The 16,573-nt window shown below is 69.9% G+C and carries 20 protein-coding genes; 12 read left to right on the forward strand and 8 right to left on the reverse strand.

Annotated features, from left to right (window positions below; all coding sequences use genetic code 11):
* Window positions 1-91: 91 nt before the first annotated feature.
* Both P1K89_RS10675 and P1K89_RS10680 read left to right on the forward strand, forming a co-directional pair.
* Window positions 92-739, forward strand: coding sequence for a DUF47 domain-containing protein (locus tag P1K89_RS10675; protein ID WP_284616433.1), 648 nt, complete (start codon window positions 92-94; stop codon window positions 737-739).
* Window positions 740-770: 31 nt separating this feature from the next.
* Window positions 771-1,787, forward strand: a complete 1,017-nt coding sequence (locus tag P1K89_RS10680) for an inorganic phosphate transporter (RefSeq protein ID WP_284616434.1) — start codon at window positions 771-773, stop codon at window positions 1,785-1,787.
* A 21-nt stretch (window positions 1,788-1,808) separates the two neighbouring features.
* Here the strand turns inward: P1K89_RS10680 and P1K89_RS10685 are convergent, their stop codons facing one another.
* Entirely contained in the window at window positions 1,809-2,249 is a 441-nt protein-coding gene (locus P1K89_RS10685) for an NINE protein (RefSeq protein ID WP_284616435.1), read from the reverse strand.
* 252 nt (window positions 2,250-2,501) lie between these two features.
* Between P1K89_RS10685 and rpsP the strand changes: the two genes are divergently transcribed.
* The 6 genes from rpsP (at window position 2,502) to P1K89_RS10715 (ending at window position 6,534) form a co-directional block, all read left to right on the forward strand.
* A complete protein-coding gene (rpsP, locus tag P1K89_RS10690; protein WP_284616436.1) occupies window positions 2,502-2,777 on the forward strand; it encodes a 30S ribosomal protein S16 in 276 nt (91 codons plus the stop codon).
* A 32-nt stretch (window positions 2,778-2,809) separates the two neighbouring features.
* The gene (rimM, locus tag P1K89_RS10695) at window positions 2,810-3,397 is read left to right on the forward strand and encodes a ribosome maturation factor RimM (RefSeq protein WP_284617477.1); all 588 of its coding nucleotides are present in this window, start codon (window positions 2,810-2,812) and stop codon (window positions 3,395-3,397) included.
* A 13-nt stretch (window positions 3,398-3,410) separates the two neighbouring features.
* Window positions 3,411-4,163 carry a tRNA (guanosine(37)-N1)-methyltransferase TrmD gene (gene trmD, locus P1K89_RS10700; protein WP_284616437.1) on the forward strand — a complete coding sequence of 251 codons (753 nt, stop codon included), beginning with the start codon at window positions 3,411-3,413 and terminating at the stop codon, window positions 4,161-4,163.
* A 139-nt stretch (window positions 4,164-4,302) separates the two neighbouring features.
* The gene (gene rplS, locus P1K89_RS10705) at window positions 4,303-4,656 is read left to right on the forward strand and encodes a 50S ribosomal protein L19 (protein ID WP_284616438.1); all 354 of its coding nucleotides are present in this window, start codon (window positions 4,303-4,305) and stop codon (window positions 4,654-4,656) included.
* A gap of 170 nt (window positions 4,657-4,826) precedes the next feature.
* Entirely contained in the window at window positions 4,827-5,501 is a 675-nt protein-coding gene (locus P1K89_RS10710) for a CoA pyrophosphatase (RefSeq protein WP_284616439.1), read from the forward strand.
* 46 nt (window positions 5,502-5,547) lie between these two features.
* Window positions 5,548-6,534, forward strand: a complete 987-nt coding sequence (locus P1K89_RS10715; protein ID WP_284616440.1) for a CobD/CbiB family protein — start codon at window positions 5,548-5,550, stop codon at window positions 6,532-6,534.
* Window positions 6,535-6,542: 8 nt separating this feature from the next.
* Here the strand turns inward: P1K89_RS10715 and rsgA are convergent, their stop codons facing one another.
* Genes rsgA through P1K89_RS10730 form a run of 3 tightly spaced genes read right to left on the reverse strand, consistent with a single transcriptional unit; the run spans window position 6,543 to window position 9,065 of the window.
* Entirely contained in the window at window positions 6,543-7,445 is a 903-nt protein-coding gene (gene rsgA, locus P1K89_RS10720) for a ribosome small subunit-dependent GTPase A (RefSeq protein ID WP_284616441.1), read from the reverse strand.
* A complete protein-coding gene (locus P1K89_RS10725) occupies window positions 7,442-7,777 on the reverse strand; it encodes a 4a-hydroxytetrahydrobiopterin dehydratase (RefSeq protein ID WP_284616442.1) in 336 nt (111 codons plus the stop codon). Before P1K89_RS10725 ends, rsgA begins: the two co-directional genes overlap by 4 nt.
* A gap of 16 nt (window positions 7,778-7,793) precedes the next feature.
* Window positions 7,794-9,065, reverse strand: coding sequence for a M48 family metallopeptidase (locus P1K89_RS10730; protein ID WP_284616443.1), 1,272 nt, complete (start codon window positions 9,063-9,065; stop codon window positions 7,794-7,796).
* A 72-nt stretch (window positions 9,066-9,137) separates the two neighbouring features.
* Between P1K89_RS10730 and orn the strand changes: the two genes are divergently transcribed.
* Complete coding sequence (gene orn, locus P1K89_RS10735; protein WP_284617478.1) at window positions 9,138-9,731, forward strand: oligoribonuclease; 594 nt, start codon at window positions 9,138-9,140, stop codon at window positions 9,729-9,731.
* Window positions 9,732-9,795: 64 nt separating this feature from the next.
* Here the strand turns inward: orn and P1K89_RS10740 are convergent, their stop codons facing one another.
* Complete coding sequence (locus P1K89_RS10740) at window positions 9,796-10,392, reverse strand: DUF2087 domain-containing protein (RefSeq protein WP_284616444.1); 597 nt, start codon at window positions 10,390-10,392, stop codon at window positions 9,796-9,798.
* Window positions 10,393-10,642: 250 nt separating this feature from the next.
* Between P1K89_RS10740 and P1K89_RS10745 the strand changes: the two genes are divergently transcribed.
* A complete protein-coding gene (locus P1K89_RS10745) occupies window positions 10,643-12,703 on the forward strand; it encodes an acetoacetate--CoA ligase (RefSeq protein ID WP_284616445.1) in 2,061 nt (686 codons plus the stop codon).
* Here the strand turns inward: P1K89_RS10745 and P1K89_RS10750 are convergent.
* The 3 genes from P1K89_RS10750 to P1K89_RS10760 are packed head-to-tail and all read right to left on the reverse strand — an operon-like array spanning window position 12,625 to window position 14,927.
* Entirely contained in the window at window positions 12,625-12,981 is a 357-nt protein-coding gene (locus P1K89_RS10750) for an FKBP-type peptidyl-prolyl cis-trans isomerase (protein WP_284616446.1), read from the reverse strand. The genes P1K89_RS10745 and P1K89_RS10750 overlap by 79 nt on opposite strands.
* Before the next feature lie 49 nt (window positions 12,982-13,030).
* Window positions 13,031-13,921 carry a tRNA glutamyl-Q(34) synthetase GluQRS gene (gene gluQRS, locus P1K89_RS10755; protein ID WP_284616447.1) on the reverse strand — a complete coding sequence of 297 codons (891 nt, stop codon included), beginning with the start codon at window positions 13,919-13,921 and terminating at the stop codon, window positions 13,031-13,033.
* A 16-nt stretch (window positions 13,922-13,937) separates the two neighbouring features.
* The gene (locus tag P1K89_RS10760; RefSeq protein ID WP_284616448.1) at window positions 13,938-14,927 is read right to left on the reverse strand and encodes a LysR substrate-binding domain-containing protein; all 990 of its coding nucleotides are present in this window, start codon (window positions 14,925-14,927) and stop codon (window positions 13,938-13,940) included.
* A 118-nt stretch (window positions 14,928-15,045) separates the two neighbouring features.
* Here P1K89_RS10760 and P1K89_RS10765 point away from each other — a divergent pair, with 118 nt between their 5' ends.
* Both P1K89_RS10765 and P1K89_RS10770 read left to right on the forward strand, forming a co-directional pair.
* Entirely contained in the window at window positions 15,046-15,747 is a 702-nt protein-coding gene (locus P1K89_RS10765) for a pirin family protein (protein WP_284616449.1), read from the forward strand.
* Between the two features lie 46 nt (window positions 15,748-15,793).
* On the forward strand, window positions 15,794-16,507 hold the full coding sequence (locus P1K89_RS10770) for a DUF599 domain-containing protein (RefSeq protein WP_284616450.1): 714 nt from the start codon (window positions 15,794-15,796) through the stop codon (window positions 16,505-16,507).
* The last annotated feature ends 66 nt before the right edge of the window (window positions 16,508-16,573 follow it).

Raw genomic sequence — 16,573 nt, forward strand, 5'->3', positions numbered from 1 at the left:
ACGCCCGCCTACAATCCCGGCCCGTGACGAACCGGTGACGGTTCGATGACCAACGGCTGCGTCCGCAGCCGGTCCCCCCTGGAGATTCCCCATGCTGTTCGGCAAGCTGCTGCCGCGAGAAGGCAACTTCTTCGAGATGTTCAACGAGCACGGCAAGCACATCGCCGAAGGCGCGCGGGCGTTCACGTCGATGGTCCAGTACTACAACGACCCGTCGCTGCGCCAGAAGTACGCCGCCGACGTCGACGCCGCCGAGAAGCAGGCCGACCGCATCACCGCCGAGGTCAACCGCCTGCTGCACAAGACCTTCATCACGCCGATCGACCGCGAGCAGATCCACGGCCTGATCAACGCGATGGACGACATCCTCGACCTGCTGCAGGACTCGTCCGAAGTGATGTCGCTGTACGACCTGCAGACGGTCAGCGAGGACGTGCTGCGCCTGGCGGACATCTCGGCCAAGTGCTGCGAGCGCGTGCAGCACGCCGTGAGCCTGCTGCCCAAGCTGAGCCAGCAGACCGCCCACGAGGCGGCGCTGAAGACCTGCGAGGAGATCGACCGCCTCGAGTCGGATGCCGACCGCGTGATGCGCTCGGCGATGAGCCGGCTGTTCCGCGACAACATCGACGTGCGCGAGCTGATCAAGCTGAAGGCCGTCTACGAGCACCTGGAATCGATCTCCGATCGCTGCGAGGACGTCGCCAACATCATCGAGGGCATCGTCCTCGAGAACTCCTGATCCGCGCGGCTTCCGCCCGGACCCCTTCCGCATGGATGCCATCCAGGTCAGCTTCTGGGTCGTCGCGATGCTCGTCGTGCTGGCGATCGCGTTCGATTTCATGAACGGCTTCCACGACGCCGCCAACTCGATCGCCACCGTCGTCTCCACCGGCGTGCTGAAGCCGCAGCAGGCGGTGCTGTTCGCCGCGTTCTTCAACGTCGTCGCGATCTTTGCCTTCCACCTCAGCGTGGCGGCCACCATCGGCAAGGGCATCGTCGAGCCGGGCGTGGTCGACCAGCACGTGGTGTTCGGCGCGCTGCTCGGGGCCATCACCTGGAACCTGATCACCTGGTACTACGGCATCCCGTCGTCGAGCTCGCACGCGCTGATCGGTGGCATCGTCGGCGCGGTGATCGCCAAGGCCGGCGCCAACAAGCTGGTGGGCGCCGGCATCGCCAAGACGGTGGCCTTCATCTTCGTTTCGCCGCTGCTGGGCTTCCTGCTCGGGGGGCTGATGATGGTGCTGGTGGCCTGGGTCTTCCGGCGCTCGTCGCCGCTGCGCATCGACCGCTGGTTCCGGCGCATGCAGCTGGTTTCGGCGGGCGCCTATTCGCTCGGCCACGGCGGCAACGACGCGCAGAAGACGATCGGCATCATCTGGATGCTGCTCATCGCGGCCGGGCCGAGCTACGCGGTGGCGGGCGACAAGCTGCCGCCGACCTGGGTGATCTGGAGCTGCTACCTCGCGATCGGCGCGGGCACGATGTTCGGCGGCTGGCGCATCGTCAAGACCATGGGCCAGAAGATCACCAAGCTCAAGCCGGTGGGCGGTTTCTGCGCCGAGACCGGCGGCGCGCTGACGCTGTTCATCGCCACCGCGATGGGCGTCCCGGTGTCGACCACGCACACGATCACCGGCGCCATCGTCGGCGTCGGCTCGGTGCGCAACCCGTCGGCCGTGCGCTGGGGCGTGGCGGGCAACATCGTCTGGGCCTGGATCTTCACGATCCCGGCATCGGCCTTCGTCGCCGCGGTGGCCTACTGGGCCAGCCTGTCGCTGTTCTGATCGGCAGGGCCGCCGGCGGCTTCAGCCGGGGCGGGTCTGCGCGGCCTGCCACTCGAAGAACTTCTGGCCGCCGAAGGCGATCGTGCCCATCAGCACCGCACCGCCGACCATCAGCGCGGCGATCACCGGGATCACCGCCGCCCAGCCGGTCGGCCGCAGCGGTTCGCCGGGCGCGAAGCGGGCCTGCCAGCGTTCGTCCGGCGTCAGCCCGATGACGATCGCCGCCAGCATCGCCTGCGCGATCATCAGCCCGAGCACCGGGATCAGCAGCCAGGCGAGCTGGTCGTCCTGGCCGAGGTGGCGCATGCGCAGCACGCCGCCCAGGCCGAGCAATGTCGGCCACGGATGCAGCCAGGCCAGGAGGTCGCCCTTGCCGTGCAGGTAGAAGCGGTGGGCGCCCAGCGTGCCGCCGAGCAGCGCGAGCCAGGTGGCGACGGTTTTCGAGCGCGACGGAGCGGACATGGGGGCGGAGCGGCCCGGCCATCGGCCGGGCTGGAGCAGCAGGACAGAAAGTTTATAATGCGCGGTTTCGGCGCCGGCCGGTGGAGAACACCGGCGTATCTACGGTGAGCCGGAACTGTGCCGGATCGAAGCTTCAAGCGCGTTGTGCATCAAGCGCGTGGTGCGCGAAGTGAAGTCCGGCGACCCAGATTGGTTCGGCCTCGTCGTGTCTCCCGGGCTGTCCTGTCGCCAACGATTTTTCGGAAGATCAACATGGTCGTCATTCGACTGTCTCGTGGCGGCGCCAAGAAGCGCCCGTTCTACAACATCGTCGTCGCCGATTCGCGTGAGCGCCGCGACGGCCGCTTCATCGAGCGCGTCGGTTTCTACAACCCGATGGCCGCCGGCGGCGAGCAGCCGCTGCGCGTCGCGCTGGACCGCGTGACCTACTGGAAGGGTGTCGGCGCCCAGCTGTCGCCCACCGTCAAGCGCCTCGTGGTCGACGCCGCCAAGGCCCAGGTCGCAGCGCCCGCCACCCCGGCGGCCTGAGTTCCGGCCAACCCGCGGCGCCGCTCGTGACGATGCCGGCCCCGGGTGCGGGTGAAGACCCCGCGTTCCCCGACGACGCGATCGAGGTCGGTCGCATCGTCGGTGCCTTCGGCATCAAGGGCTGGATCCGCGTCCAGCCTTTCTCCTCCGATCCGAAGGCCTTGTTCTCGTCGCGCCGCTGGTTCCTGCGGCCGTCCGAGACCGCCGGCCCCCGGCGGCCGACGCTTCCCCCGCTGCTGCGCATCACCCACTCGAAGGAGCAGGGCGATGGCGTCGTCGCTGCCGCGCAGGAAGTGCCCGACCGCACCGCGGCCGAGGCGCTGAAGGGCGCGCGCATCTTCATCGCGCGTTCGAGCTTCCCGACCGCCGGCACCGACGAGTACTACTGGATCGACCTGATCGGCCTGACCGTCGTGAATCGCGACGGCGTGGTGCTCGGCAGCGTGACCGACCTGCTCGACACCGGCGTGCACAGCGTGCTGCGCGTGCGCCGGCCGGATGCCGCGCCGGGCGCATCGCTCGACGAGAGCGAGCGCCTGATTCCCTTCGTCGCCGCCTACGTCGACGACGTGAACCTCGCCGAGCGCCGCATCACGGTCGACTGGGGCCTCGACTACTGACGGCGTGCGGCCGATGCGCTTCGACGTCGTCACGCTGTTCCCCGAGCTGTTCGCGCCGCACCTGACGCAGGGCATCACGCGCCGCGCGTTCGCGTCGGGCCAGGTCGACGTGCGGCTGTGGCCGCTGCGCGACTTCGCCGAGGATGCCTACCGCCGCGTCGACGACCGGCCGTACGGCGGCGGCCCCGGCATGGTGATGCTGGTCGAGCCGCTGGAGCGGGCGCTTGCGGCGGCGCGTGTGGACCGTGGCGGCGACCCCGTGCCGGTGGTGCATTTCACACCGACCGGCCTGCCGATGACGCAGGCGCGCATCGAGGCGCTGGCCGCCGGTGACGGCGCGGTGCTGCTGTGCGGCCGCTACGAAGGCATCGACCAGCGCTTCATCGACCGCCATGTGACGATGGAGCTGAGCCTCGGCGACTTCGTGCTGTCCGGCGGCGAGCTGCCGGCGCTGGCGCTGCTGGATGCGGTGGCGCGGTTGCAGCCCGGCGTTCTGAACGCGCCGTCGCACCAGCAGGACAGCTTTTCCGACGGCCTGCTCGACTGCCCGCACTACAGCCGGCCGGAGGTGCTGCAGACGGCCGACGGTCCGCTGCCGGTGCCGGCGGTGCTGCTGTCCGGCCACCATGCCGAGATCACGCGCTGGCGCCGCGAACGCCAGCTCGAGCTCACCGCGCGCCGCCGTCCCGACCTGATCGACGCGGCGCGGGCGGCCGGCCGGCTGACCAAGCGCGACGAGGCCTTCCTGCGCTCGCTTCAGCCCTGACCGGCGCGCCGCGGCGCTCAGGCTATAATCGCCGGCTTTTCGATCCTCTGCCGGGCAAAGAGCGTCCAGCGAACCCTCGCTGAACCGTCTCGCGAAAGTCTCGCCTTGAGTGCCGGCACGATCGCTCCAGGAGAACCTTGTGGACCTGATCCGCACCCTCGAACAGGAAGAGATTGCTCGCCTGAACAAGACCATCCCGGCCTTCGCCCCCGGCGACACCGTGATCGTCAACGTCAACGTCGTCGAAGGCACCCGCAAGCGCGTGCAGGCCTACGAAGGCGTCGTGATCGCCAAGCGCAACCGCGGGCTGAACTCCAGCTTCATCGTGCGCAAGATCTCGAGCGGCGAAGGCGTCGAGCGTACCTTCCAGCTCTACAGCCCGCTGATCGCCTCGATCGACGTCAAGCGCCGCGGCGATGTCCGCCGTGCCAAGCTGTACTATCTGCGCGAGCGTTCGGGCAAGTCGGCCCGGATCAAGGAGAAGCTGGCCTGAGGCGAAGCCTCAGGCAGTCGCCGTAGGCGACTCGTTGCGCGAAGCGCAACGAACAGCGGACGCGCGCAGCGCAAAGCGAGCCCTGCCAGGGCCTCCGTTGCCAGAGCCGCCCCAACAAGCCGCCCCTCCGGGCGGCTTTTGCTTTTCCGTCCCGCTATCCTCGACGGTTCATGACCACCCCAGTCCCCCGCATCCTCGACCCGCACGCGATTCCCGTCGCCGGCATCGACGACCACCTGCCGCCGGTGGGCGCGGAGCATCTGCAGCCGCTGGCGCTGCGCCGCCGCTTCGAAGCCCCGCCGGTCTGGACGCCGGAGATCCCCGGCGACGGCCGCCGCTTCTTCGAGCGCGAACCGCGCGCCGCGTCGGTGCTGGTGCCGTTAGTGATGCACGACGACGGGCTGCGCGTGCTGCTGACCCGGCGCACCGACCACCTGCACGATCATGCCGGCCAGATCAGCTTTCCGGGCGGCCGCGTCGACGAAGGGGATGCCGATGCGATCGCCACCGCGCTGCGCGAGACCGAGGAGGAGATCGGCCTGCCGCGCGAGCGCATCGAGGTCATCGGCTCGATGCCGGACTACACCACGGTCACCAGCTACGTCGTCACGCCGGTCGTCGCGCTGGTGCAGCCGGGCTTCACGCTCGCGCTGGACAGCTTCGAGGTCGCCGAGGCCTTCGAGGTGCCGCTGGACTTCCTGATGACACCGGCCAACCACCGCCGCCACCAGGTCGAGATCGCCGGCCAGCAGCGGCAGTTCCTGTCGATGCCGTGGCAGGGCTACTTCATCTGGGGCGCCACCGCGGCGATGCTGCGCAACTTCTACCGCTTCCTCTCGGCATAACCGCCTCGGGGCGCTGGTTATCATCCGGGCGGCCAAACCCGCACCGATGAGTTTTTTCGCCGTCCTCTTTGCCCTCGTGATCGAGCAGCTGAAACCGCTGCCGCGCGACAACTGGGTGCACCACACGCTGGTGTCCTGGGTCGGCTGGACCGGTCGCAACTTCGATGCCGGCCGCGAGCACCATGCCTGGGTCGTGTGGTGCGTCTCGGTGCTGACGCCCGGCATCGTGATCTCGGGTCTCTACCTCGCGCTGAATTACTACAGCGCCGTGCTGGCACTGGTGTTCGACGTGGTCGTGCTGTACCTGACGCTCGGTTTCCGGCAGTTCAGCCACTACTTCACCGACATCCGCGACGCGCTCGAGCGCGGCGACGAGATCGAGGCGCGCCGGCTGCTCGCGCAGTGGCGGCACCTCGACGCCAGCGAACTGCCGCGCACCGAGCTGATGCGCCATGTCATCGAGCATGCGCTGCTGGCTGCGCACCGCCATGTCTTCGGCGTCTTCTTCTGGTTCGTGCTGCTGTCGACGCTGGGCCTCGGGCCGCTCGGCGCGGTGCTGTACCGCATGGCCGAATTCGCCAGCCGCTACTGGACCTATCCCAGCAAGTCGCTCGGCGTGCCGGCCAACGAACGGCTGATGCATATCTCGCAGCGCATGTTCTCGCTGATCGACCACATCCCGGCGCGGCTGACCGCCTTCGGCTTCGCGGTGGTCGGCAACTTCGAGGAAGCGATCAACAACTGGCGCCGCGATTCGGTGCTCTGGCGCCACGTCAACGAAGGCGTGATCCTCGCGGCGGCGGCCGGCGCGGTCGGCGTGCAGCTCGGTGGCGACGCCGCCCCGGGCGTCACGCCCGAGCGTTCGCGCACCTTCGAAGCCGGGCCGACCGATTCGCCAGGTGCGGAAGGCTCCACCGCCGGCGTGCCGCCGCAGCTGGGCCACCTGCGCAGCGTCGTCGGGCTGGTGTGGCGCTCGGTGATCCTGTGGATGCTGCTGGTTGCGCTGCTGACGCTGGCGAACCTGGTCGGGTAGGCCGCGCGTCAATACCGCGTCGCCGACAGTTCCTCGTGCAGCTCCTGGTAGATGCGGTAGCGCGACGGACTGATCTCGCCGCGTTCCAGCGCATCGCGCACGCCGCAGCCGGGTTCGTGCAGGTGCGTGCAGTTGTAGAAGCGGCAATCGCCGGCGTGCGCGCGCAGGTCGGGCATGTGCTGCGGCAGCGCGGCGGCGTCGATCTGGCGCAGGCCGAAGTTCTGGAAGCCGGGTGAATCGATCAGCGCGCTGGTGCGCTCGGCGTCGAGCCAGTACCAGGTCGTCGTCGTGGTCGTGTGGCGGCCGGTGTTCAGCGCCTGCGAGATCTCGCCCACCTGCGCGGCGGCGCTCGGCACCATGCGGTTGATCAGCGTGCTCTTGCCCATGCCGCTGGGGCCCAGCACCAGCGTGGCCTTGCCGGCGAACAGCGGCGCCAGCGTGGCGACCGCGGCGTCGCCCGCGGCCTTCAGCGACAACTCGACCACGGCCACGCCCATCGCGCGATAGGGCGCCAGGCGTTCGCGCGCGGCATCGACGCCCGCGAGGTCGACCTTGTTCAGCACGATCAGCGACGGGATGCCGGCCGCATCGGCGGCGATCAAGGCGCGCGAGATCTGGCTTTCCGAGTACATCGGCTCGACGGCCACCAGCACCAGCAGCTGGTCGAGGTTGGCCGCGAAGGACTTGCTGCGCACTTCGTCCTGGCGGAACAGCAGGTTGCGGCGCGGCTCGATGCGCTCGATCACACCTTCGTCGCCGGCCGGCTGCCAGGCGACGCGGTCGCCGACGACGCAGTCGCTCTTCTTGCCGCGTGGGTGGCACAGCACGCGCGTGCCGTCCGCGGCCTCGACCATGAAATGCCGGCCGTGCGCGCCGACCACCAGGCCCGGGGCGCCGGCCGCACCGGTCATGCGCCGGTCTTCAGCAGCGCGTCGACCTTCGCCGCGCAGATGAAATCGTTGATCGAGATGCCGTTCACCGAATGCGTGTTGAAACGCACCGTGCAATGCCCGTAGCTCAGCGCCAGCTCGGGATGGTGGTCTTCGGCATTGGCGATCCATGCCAGCGCGTTGACGAAGCCGATCGTGCGGTGGAAGTCGGGGAAGGTGTAGCGCTTCTCGATGAAGCCGCCGGCGAGCTGCCAGCCCTCGACCAGCGCGAGGTGCTGCGTGATCTCGGCGGCTGTCATCGCCGGATGGCCTTCGAGCGGCTGGCAGTGGCGGCGGGTCAGGTCGGTGCTCATGTGCAGGGGGGTGCGGTCAGCGAGGTTGCAGGGTCAGGGCCGCCAGCCGTTCGCCGGCGGGCGGGTGCGAGTAGTAGAAGCGCACGTAGAGCGGATCGGGCGTCAGCGTGGCCGCGTTGTCCTCGTGCAGCTTGATCAGCGCGCTGGCCAGCGCGCTGCCGTCGGCCTGCGCGCAGGCGTAGGCGTCGGCCTCGAACTCGTGGCGGCGCGACAGCTTCGACATCCACGGCGACAGCAGGAAGCCGAAGACCGGCACCACCAGCATGAAGAGCAGCAGTGCCAGCGCGTTGTTCGGAGCCTGCAGGTTCGGCTGCACGCCCAGGCCGGTGTAGAAGGCCGGCTGGCCGGCCAGCCAGCCGAGCAGCGCGAGGCCCGCGCCGCTCATCAGCATCACCATCGCGATGCGCTTGGCGACATGCTTGTGCTTGAAGTGGCCGAGCTCGTGCGCCAGCACGGCCTCCACCTCACCGGGCGACAGCTTGGCCAGCAGCGTATCGAAGAACACCACGCGCTTGGCGGCGCCCAGGCCAGTGAAGTAGGCATTGCCGTGCGCCGAGCGCCGGCTGCCGTCCATCACGAACAGGCCCTTGGCCGAGAAGCCGCAGCGCTGCATCAGCGACTGCACGCGGCCGGCGAGGGCTTCGTCCTTCAGCGGTTCGAACTTGTTGAACAGCGGCGCGATGACGGTGGGGTACAGCACCATCACCAGCAGGTTGAACAGCATCCACGCGCCCCAGGCCCACAACCACCACCAGCGGCCCGTGGCTTCCATGATCCACAGGATCAGCGCGGCGATGGGCAGGCCGATGGCCACGCTGAGCGCGAGCCCCTTCGCCAGGTCGCTGAAGAACAGCGCCGGCGTCGTGCGGTTGAAGCCGAAGCGCTGCTCGATGCGGAAGGTGCTCCACAGGTCGAAAGGCAACTCCAGCAGGCCGCCGATCAGCACGAACGAGGCGATCAGCGCCAGCTGGTAGACCAGGTCGCCCCCCGCGGGCTGCACGGTGGCCAGCAGCCAGGTGTTGAGGTACTGCAGGCCGCCGAGCAGCGTCCAGCCCAGCAGCACGACGCTGCCGAAGGCGGTCGCCAGGATGCCGAAGCGGCCCTTGGCCAGCGTGTAGTCGGCCGCGCGCTGGTGCGCCTGCAGCGACACGGTGCGGTTGAACGCCGGCGGCACCGCATGGCGGTGGGCGGCGACGTGGCGCATCTGCCGGGTCGCCAGCCAGAGCTTGACGGCCATCGACAACACCAGTGCCGCCGCGAACAGCATCGTGAGCAGGTTCGAGGACATGGGGCGAGAGTTTATGCGCCCGCCTCCGGAGGATTCTTCGGCCGCCGCCGCTGCGACAATGCCCGCATGGACATGCCCCCCACCGCCACTGCCGACGCCAGCGCCGCTGCCACGCCGGCGCTCGCGCCCAGCGAGCAGAACCTGATCTGGATCGACCTCGAGATGACCGGCCTGCAGCCGGCGACCGACCGCATCATCGAGATCGCCGTCGTCGTCACCGATCCGCTGCTCACCGTGCGCGTCGAAGGCCCGGTGTTCGCGATCCACCAGAGCGACGAGACCCTCGACGCGATGGACGCCTGGAACAAGGGCACGCACGGCCGCAGCGGGCTGATCGACCGCGTCAAGGCCTCGATGGTCGACGAGGCCATCGCCGAGGCGCAGGTGATCGCCTGGCTGAAGCAGTACGTGCCCGCCGGAAAGAGCCCGATGTGCGGCAACTCGATCTGCCAGGACCGGCGCTTCCTCGCCAATACGATGCCGACGCTGGAGGCCTTCTTTCACTACCGCAACCTCGACGTCAGCACGCTGAAGGAGCTGGCCAAGCGCTGGAAGCCCTCGGCGCTCGAAGGCTTCAAGAAGGCGCAGTCGCACACCGCGCTCGCCGACATCCACGAGTCGATCGACGAGCTGGTGCACTACCGTCAGCATCTGCTGGCGGTTTGAGGAAGGACCGCCAGCATCTGCTGGCGGTTTGACGAAGGACCGCCCGCGTCGGCGGGCGGCCCGATCAGTGCGCCACCGGCGCCGCGGTGCGCAGCTGCCGCGTGCGCCGCAGCGCCCGCCACGCGCCGATCAGCGCGCGCACTTCGTCGTCCGGCCGCGCCGGAAGCTTCCTGTACTCCGAGCAGTCGCTCTTGCGTGTCAGCAGCTGGTGGTTGATCAGCTCGCGGCGCAGGGTCACGTGGTCGCCGAAGGCGTTGGCGGCCTTCAGGATCTCGTTGACCTCGCGCTCGCTGTAGACCTTCTGGCTGTCGAACAGCGTCCACAGCACCCACATCGCGAGCTTCTGCACGCTGAACTTGTTCGGCCAGCGCAGCAGGCGGCCACGCGAATCGAACTGCATCAGCGCCTTGCGCGCGTTGTCGGACAGCGGCAGCGGCGGCGGCAGGTCCTCGGCGGCGGTCGGCAGCTCGGGCAGCGTGCGCGAGGCCTGCATCGCCTGGAAGTTGCGATGGCCCAAGGCGCGGGCGATCAGGTTCAGCAGCTCGACATGGCCGGGCGGCTCGGCGGTGCGTTCGGCCTGGCGGGTCTTGAGGGATTGGCCCAGCGATCGCGCGAATTGCGACGCATCGGGCACGACGAACGGGAGCGGCAAGCGGCTCATGACAGTCCTTCCGTGGCGCCTGGCTGGCCCGGCTTCGGGCGCTGGGGGTTGCCGACTTCCAGCTTCGGCGCGCACGACAAGTGACGCATGAGGCTGAGGGGTCTCGAAGGATCGAGGGCAGGTTTAGCTCGCGACGGATCGCGCGGCAACGCCTGGGTGAACTGCCGACCAAGGCTCAATTCTAGGCCCGGGCCGTGATCCGGAGTGGTTTCAATGGTTGTGCCCGAGTGCGTGCGCTAGGCTTTCGTGCATGCATCCGACACCGCCCTTCGTCCCGCTGATCCGCCGCTACCAGCACTGGCTCGAAGCCGAACGCGGGCTGCGCTTCGAGTCGTACGACGCGCTGTGGCGCTGGTCGGTGACCGAATCGGAGGCGTTCTGGCAGTCGATCTGGGACCACGACGGCTTCAGCTCGCCGACGCGGCACGGCGCCGCGCTGGCCGATGGCCGCATGCCGGGCGCGGTGTGGTTCCCGGGCGCGCAGGTGAACCTCGCGCAGCGCGTGTGGCGCCATGCCCAGGCGGCCCAGGCGGCCGGGCAGCCGGCGATCGTCGCCGACAACGAGCTCGGCGAAGCCCGGGAGATCGCGTGGCCGGACTTCAAGCGCCAGGTCGCCGCGCTGGCGCTGGCGATGCGGGCCCAGGGCGTGCAGCCCGGCGACCGGGTCGCCGCCTACCTGCCCAACGTGCCCGAGGCCACGATCGCGCTGCTGGCCTGCGCCAGCATCGGCGCGGTCTGGAGCGTCTGCGCGCCGGACATGGGTCTGCAGGCGGTGGTCGACCGCTTCCGCCAGATCGAGCCGAAGCTGCTGATCGCCGCCGACGGCGTGCACTACGCCGGCAAGGCGCTCGACCGCAGCGCGACCGTCGCGCAACTGCGCGAGGCATTGCCGAGCGTCGAGACGCTGATCGCCGTGCGCACCCCGCATGCGGCGGCGCCGCTCGACGCCGAGCTGTCGCTGGACAGGATCCTGGCCCGCGACGATCGTTCGACCGCCACCTTCGAGCCCGAGTGGCTGCCCTTCGACCACCCGCTGTGGATCGTCTATTCCAGCGGCACCACCGGCCTGCCCAAGGCGCTGGTGCAGGGCCACGGCGGTGTGCTGCTGATGATGGCCGCGGCCGTCAAGCATGGCGACCAGGGCCCGTCCTACGATGCCAACAGCTTCGGCGAGCGTTTCCACTGGTACAGCTCGACCGGCTGGGTGATGTGGAACTGCCAGGTCGGCGGCCTGCTGAACGGCACCACGATCTGCCTGTACGACGGCAGCCCGAGCGGACCGAAGGCACAGCCCGACTGGGGCGTGCTGTGGCGCTTCGCGGCGAAGCACCGCGTGACCTGGTTCGGCGCCGGCGCCGCGTATTTCGCCGGCTGCGTCAAGGCCGGGCTGGACCTCGCGGACTGCGGCGACCTGTCGCGCATCCGCGCGCTCGGCTCGACCGGCTCACCGCTCGCCGAGGACGTGCAGCGCGCGATCGATGCGCAGTTCGTGCGCCTGGGCAGGCCGGCGCCGTGGTGGCACAACATCTCCGGCGGGACCGACTTCGTCGCCGCGGTGATCGGCGGCCACCGCGAGCTGCCGCAGCAGCCCGGGCGCATGGCCTGTCGCCAGCTCGGCTGCGCGGTCGAGGCCTGGGACGAGGCCGGCCAGCCGGTGGTCGATGCGGTCGGCGAGCTGGTGCTGACGAAGCCGCTGCCGTCGATGCCGCTGTACCTGTGGGGCGACGCTGACAATGCGCGTTACCTGGCGAGTTACTTCGACGTCTATCCCGGCGTGTGGCGCCACGGCGACTGGCTGTCGATCGGCGCCGACGGCAGCTGCGTGATCTACGGCCGCAGCGATGCGACGATCAACCGCCACGGCCTGCGCATGGGCAGCAGCGAGATCTACGCGGCGGTCGAGGCGCTGCCCGAGGTGGTCGACTCGATGGTCATCGACCTCGAGATGCTCGGCCGGCCGAGCTGGCTGGGCCTGTTCGTCGTGCTGCGCGAGGGCGCGGTGCTGGACGATGCGCTGCGCGAGCGCATCGCCGGCGCGATCAAGGCGGCGCTGTCGCCGCGCTTCGTGCCCGACGCGATCGTGCAGGCGCCGGAGATCCCGCGCACGCTGTCGGGCAAGAAGCAGGAGGTGCCGATCAAGAAGCTCTTCCTCGGCCAGCCGCTGGACCGGGTCGTGAACCGCGACGCGATGGCCAACCCGCAGTGCCTGGCCTGGTACGCGGCGCAGGCGGCTCAGGCCTCGAGCAGCTCCACTTCGAACAGCAGCGTCGCGTTCGGCGGGATCACGCCACCGGCGCCGCGCGCGCCGTAGCCGAGGTCCGGCGGGATCTGCAGCAGGCGGGTGCCGCCGACCTTCATGCCCTGCACGCCTTCGTCCCAGCCACGGATCACCATGCCGGCGCCGAGGTCGAACTCGAAGGGGTCGTTGCGGTCCTTGCTGGAATCGAACTTGGCGCCGCGGTTGTCCGGCCTGGACGGGTCGAAGAGCCAGCCGGTGTAGTGCACGCGCACGGTGGCGCCGGCGCGGGCCTCGGCGCCGGTGCCCGGCGTGGTGTCGTCGTACTGCAGGCCGGAGGCGGTGGTATTCATGGCGTGACGGGCGCGCGAAGCCGCGCCGCTGACGTTGGAGGGGCCCGCATCATGCCACCCAGCGTGCGTGCCAGGCCTGCACCGCGGCGGCCAGCCATTGCGAGACGCTGCCGGCCTCGAGGCGGGGCAGGCCCAGCGTCGTCGCCGCCGCCTGCAGCGCGACCATCGGCTCGCCGGCATCGAAGGCCGTCGCGCCGTTCTGCTTCGACAGCTTGTGGCCGTCCGCACCCAGCACCAGCGGCGTGTGCAGGTAGCGCGGCACCGCCAGTCCGAGCAGCCGCTGCAGGTGGATCTGGCGCGCAGTGTTGTCGGCCAGGTCCTCGCCGCGCACGACATCGGTGATGCCCTGCCAGGCGTCGTCGACCACCACCGCGAGCTGGTAGGCCCACAGCCCGTCGGCGCGGTGCACGACGAAGTCGCCGACTTCGCGCGCGACGTTCTGCCGCTGCTTGCCCAGGCGCCGGTCGGTCCAGGTGATGACGGCCTCGATGCCGCCGCACACCGTCAGCACGCGCGTGGCGCGCGGCTGCTTGCCGTGCAGGCCCTGGCGGCAGGTGCCGGGGTAGACCCGTTCCTCGAAGCGCTCGTGCAGGATGCCCAGCTGCACCAGTGCTTCCTCGATCGCGCGGCGCGTGCAGCCGCAGGCATAGGTCAGCCCCAGCTTGTGCAGCCGGTCGAGTGCGTCCTGGTAGGCCTCGCCTCGGCGCGACTGGTAGACCGGCACCTCGTCGGGCAGCAGCCCGCAGATGGCCAGCTGGCCAAGGATGACCTCGTCGGCGCCGGACACGCAGCGCGGCGCATCGACGTCCTCGATGCGCACCAGCCAGCGGCCGCCGTGGGCGCGCGCGTCGAGCCAGCTGGCCAGCGCGGCGACCAGCGAGCCGGCATGCAGCGGCCCGGTCGGCGAGGGCGCGAAGCGTCCGACGTAGGGCTTGCTCATCGTGTGCCGCCGTTCGTCAGTCGACCGACGGCTGGCCGTGGTGCCGGTGCAGCAGCGCCTGGCGTGTCGGCGGGCTCTTCAGCTGCTCCAGGAACCACTGCAACGCCAGGCCCTGCGGCGCCTGGCGCGGCTGCGGCGTCGCGCTGCTGCGCCAGGCGTAGCCCATGCGGATCGGCGCGTTGATGCGCGCGACCGGCTTGACCACCAGGCGGCCGGCGCGGATGTGCTCGTGCGCCAGCGGCTCGGGCACGAAGCCGCAACCGAGGCAGCGCACCAGCGCGTCGATCTTGGCCTGCATCGACGACACGGTGAGCACGTCCTGCCCCGGCAGCAGGTTCACCGTGCGGCGCGACAGGCGCTGCGCCGAGTCGGCCACCGCGATCGCGCGGTAGTTCAGCAGCTCGTCGTCGCTGATCGGCGTCTCGCCGGCGGCCAGCGGGTGGTGCGGGGCGACGCAGAAGACGAACGCCACTTCGCCGAGCGCCGCCTGCTCGATGCCGGCATGCGGCGGCATGTCGCGGCCGATGCCGATCGCCAGGTCGGCCTGGCCGCTGACCAGCGCCTCCCACAGGCCCGCCATCACCTCGGTGCGCAGGCGCAGCCGTGTGCCGGGCGCGCGCTGGCCGTCCGGGCGCAGCGCGTAGAAGGCCTCGACCAGCTCGAGCAGCGTCTGGCGCGAGATCACGCCGTCGACGGCGATGGTCAGCTCCGATTCCCAGCCGGTGGACACACGCTTGACGCGGTTGGCCACCGCGTCCATCTCGGCCAGCAGCCGCCGGCCTTCGTTCAGCAGTTCGTGGCCGGCCGCGGTCAGCTTGGCCTGGCGCGAGCGGCGATCGAACAGCAGCACGTCGAGTGCGTCCTCGAGCTGGCGCACGCTGTAGGTCAGCGCCGAGGGCACGCGGCCCAGCTCGCGCGCCGCCGCCGCGAAGCTGCCGCTGCGCGCGATGGTGTCCATCATCAGCAGGGCCTCGGGCGTCAGGGCATTGCGGCGCGGCTGGGTCATCGGCGGGCAGGAGGCGGCATGGCCTTCATCTTATTTGAACGGCCCCTTCAAAGGCCCGGCCGCCGGGTCGGCTGCGTAGAGTGGGACCATGTGCGCACTTCGAAAGGACATCACCGCCATGATCACCCTGCGCCGATCCGAAGACCGCGGCCTCGCCGACCACGGCTGGCTGCACAGCCGCCACAGCTTCTCGTTCGCCGACTACCACGACCCCGCGCACATGGGCTTCGGCAACCTGCGCGTGATCAACGAAGACCGCATCGCGCCGGGCACCGGCTTCGGCACGCATGGCCACCGCGACATGGAGATCGTCAGCTACGTGCTCGAAGGCGCGCTGGCGCACAAGGACAGCATGGGGAACGGCGCGGCGATCGTGCCCGGCGAGGTGCAGCGCATGAGCGCCGGTACCGGCGTGCGCCACAGCGAGTTCAATCATGCGCAGGACGCCACGACGCATTTCCTGCAGATCTGGCTGCTGCCCGACCGGCAGGGCATCACGCCCGGCTATGAGCAGAAGGCCTTCAGCGAAGCCGACAAGCGGGGCCGGCTGCGCCTGGTCGCATCCTCCGACGGCCGCGACGGCTCGGTGACGGTGCATGCCGACGCGGCCATCCATGCCGGCCTGTTCGACGGCGACGAGTCGGCCCGGCTGGCGCTGGATCCGGCGCGGCTGGCCTATGTCTTCGTCGCGCGCGGGCACATCGATGTCAACGGCCAGCGCCTGAACACCGGCGATGCGGCGGCGCTGCGCAACGAGACGGCGCTGGCGCTCGCGAACGGCGAGGGCGCCGAGGTGCTGGTGTTCGACCTCGCCCCCTGATCGACGTCCGGCGGGGGGTCGCGGCCACGGCCGCGACAATGCCCGCATGGACGTCCTGCTCAAGCCCTTCACGCTGCTGCCCGCGCTGGACTGGGCCGCGATGCTGCTGTTCTTCGGCGGCTGGGTCGCTTATGCACTGTTCGCGAAGCGCCGGGCGCAGATCGAACCGACGGTGCTGGCGACGACCAACCGGTGGCGCTGGCACTGGATGCTGCAGGCCACGCGGCGCGAGAACCGCATCGTCGACTCCGCGGTGCTGCAGAGCCTGTCGGCGAGCCCGCAGTTCTTCGCCTCGACGACGATCCTGATCATCGGCGGCCTGCTCGCGGTGCTGGGCACCACCGACAAGGCCAGCGAGCTGGTGCGCGAGATCCCGTTCGCCGCCCGCACCTCGGTGCTGGTGTTCGACCTCAAGCTGGTGCTGCTGACCGGCATCTTCGTGCACGCCTTCTTCCGCTTCACCTGGAGCCTGCGCCAGTACAGCTTCGGCGCGATCCTGGTCGCCGCAGTGCCCGACGCGAAGTTCATCGACGGCGATGCCGAGCGCATCGCCTTCGCCGACCGCGCCGGCCGCGTGATGGGGCTTGCGGCCGAGACCTTCAACGACGGGCTGCGCGCGTACTACATGTCCTTCGCGGTGATCGGCTGGTTCTTCTCGCCCTGGGCCTTCATCGCCGGCACGGTGGCGGTGCTGTGGGTGCTGTACCGGCGCGAGTTCCGCTCCGAGGTGCTGGGCGCGCTGCGCGAAGGCCTGAGCTGATCGCCATCGTGACGATGTTTACAGCTGGTAGCCGCTAGCAAAGCTTGCGCGCGCACAGTGCGGCCC

Source organism: Aquabacterium humicola (assembly GCF_030167915.1).
GTDB classification, from domain to species: domain Bacteria; phylum Pseudomonadota; class Gammaproteobacteria; order Burkholderiales; family Burkholderiaceae_C; genus Pseudaquabacterium; species Pseudaquabacterium humicola.

Bases quoted from the DNA above. Each gene is read 5' to 3' on its own strand.
- P1K89_RS10680 (WP_284616434.1), top strand. From the start codon at position 771: ATGGATGCCATCCAGGTCAGCTTCTGGGTCGTCGCGATGCTCGTCGTG.
- P1K89_RS10675 (WP_284616433.1), top strand. From the start codon at position 92: ATGCTGTTCGGCAAGCTGCTGCCGCGAGAAGGCAACTTCTTCGAGATG.
- trmD (WP_284616437.1), top strand. From the start codon at position 3,411: ATGCGCTTCGACGTCGTCACGCTGTTCCCCGAGCTGTTCGCGCCGCAC.
- P1K89_RS10750 (WP_284616446.1), bottom strand. From the start codon at position 12,981: ATGAATACCACCGCCTCCGGCCTGCAGTACGACGACACCACGCCGGGC.
- rpsP (WP_284616436.1), top strand. From the start codon at position 2,502: ATGGTCGTCATTCGACTGTCTCGTGGCGGCGCCAAGAAGCGCCCGTTC.
- P1K89_RS10770 (WP_284616450.1), top strand. From the start codon at position 15,794: ATGGACGTCCTGCTCAAGCCCTTCACGCTGCTGCCCGCGCTGGACTGG.
- P1K89_RS10710 (WP_284616439.1), top strand. From the start codon at position 4,827: ATGACCACCCCAGTCCCCCGCATCCTCGACCCGCACGCGATTCCCGTC.
- P1K89_RS10730 (WP_284616443.1), bottom strand. From the start codon at position 9,065: ATGTCCTCGAACCTGCTCACGATGCTGTTCGCGGCGGCACTGGTGTTG.
- rimM (WP_284617477.1), top strand. From the start codon at position 2,810: ATGCCGGCCCCGGGTGCGGGTGAAGACCCCGCGTTCCCCGACGACGCG.
- P1K89_RS10765 (WP_284616449.1), top strand. From the start codon at position 15,046: ATGATCACCCTGCGCCGATCCGAAGACCGCGGCCTCGCCGACCACGGC.
- gluQRS (WP_284616447.1), bottom strand. From the start codon at position 13,921: ATGAGCAAGCCCTACGTCGGACGCTTCGCGCCCTCGCCGACCGGGCCG.
- rsgA (WP_284616441.1), bottom strand. From the start codon at position 7,445: ATGACCGGTGCGGCCGGCGCCCCGGGCCTGGTGGTCGGCGCGCACGGC.
- P1K89_RS10740 (WP_284616444.1), bottom strand. From the start codon at position 10,392: ATGAGCCGCTTGCCGCTCCCGTTCGTCGTGCCCGATGCGTCGCAATTC.
- P1K89_RS10745 (WP_284616445.1), top strand. From the start codon at position 10,643: ATGCATCCGACACCGCCCTTCGTCCCGCTGATCCGCCGCTACCAGCAC.
- P1K89_RS10715 (WP_284616440.1), top strand. From the start codon at position 5,548: ATGAGTTTTTTCGCCGTCCTCTTTGCCCTCGTGATCGAGCAGCTGAAA.
- P1K89_RS10725 (WP_284616442.1), bottom strand. From the start codon at position 7,777: ATGAGCACCGACCTGACCCGCCGCCACTGCCAGCCGCTCGAAGGCCAT.
- P1K89_RS10760 (WP_284616448.1), bottom strand. From the start codon at position 14,927: ATGACCCAGCCGCGCCGCAATGCCCTGACGCCCGAGGCCCTGCTGATG.
- orn (WP_284617478.1), top strand. From the start codon at position 9,138: ATGCCCCCCACCGCCACTGCCGACGCCAGCGCCGCTGCCACGCCGGCG.
- P1K89_RS10685 (WP_284616435.1), bottom strand. From the start codon at position 2,249: ATGTCCGCTCCGTCGCGCTCGAAAACCGTCGCCACCTGGCTCGCGCTG.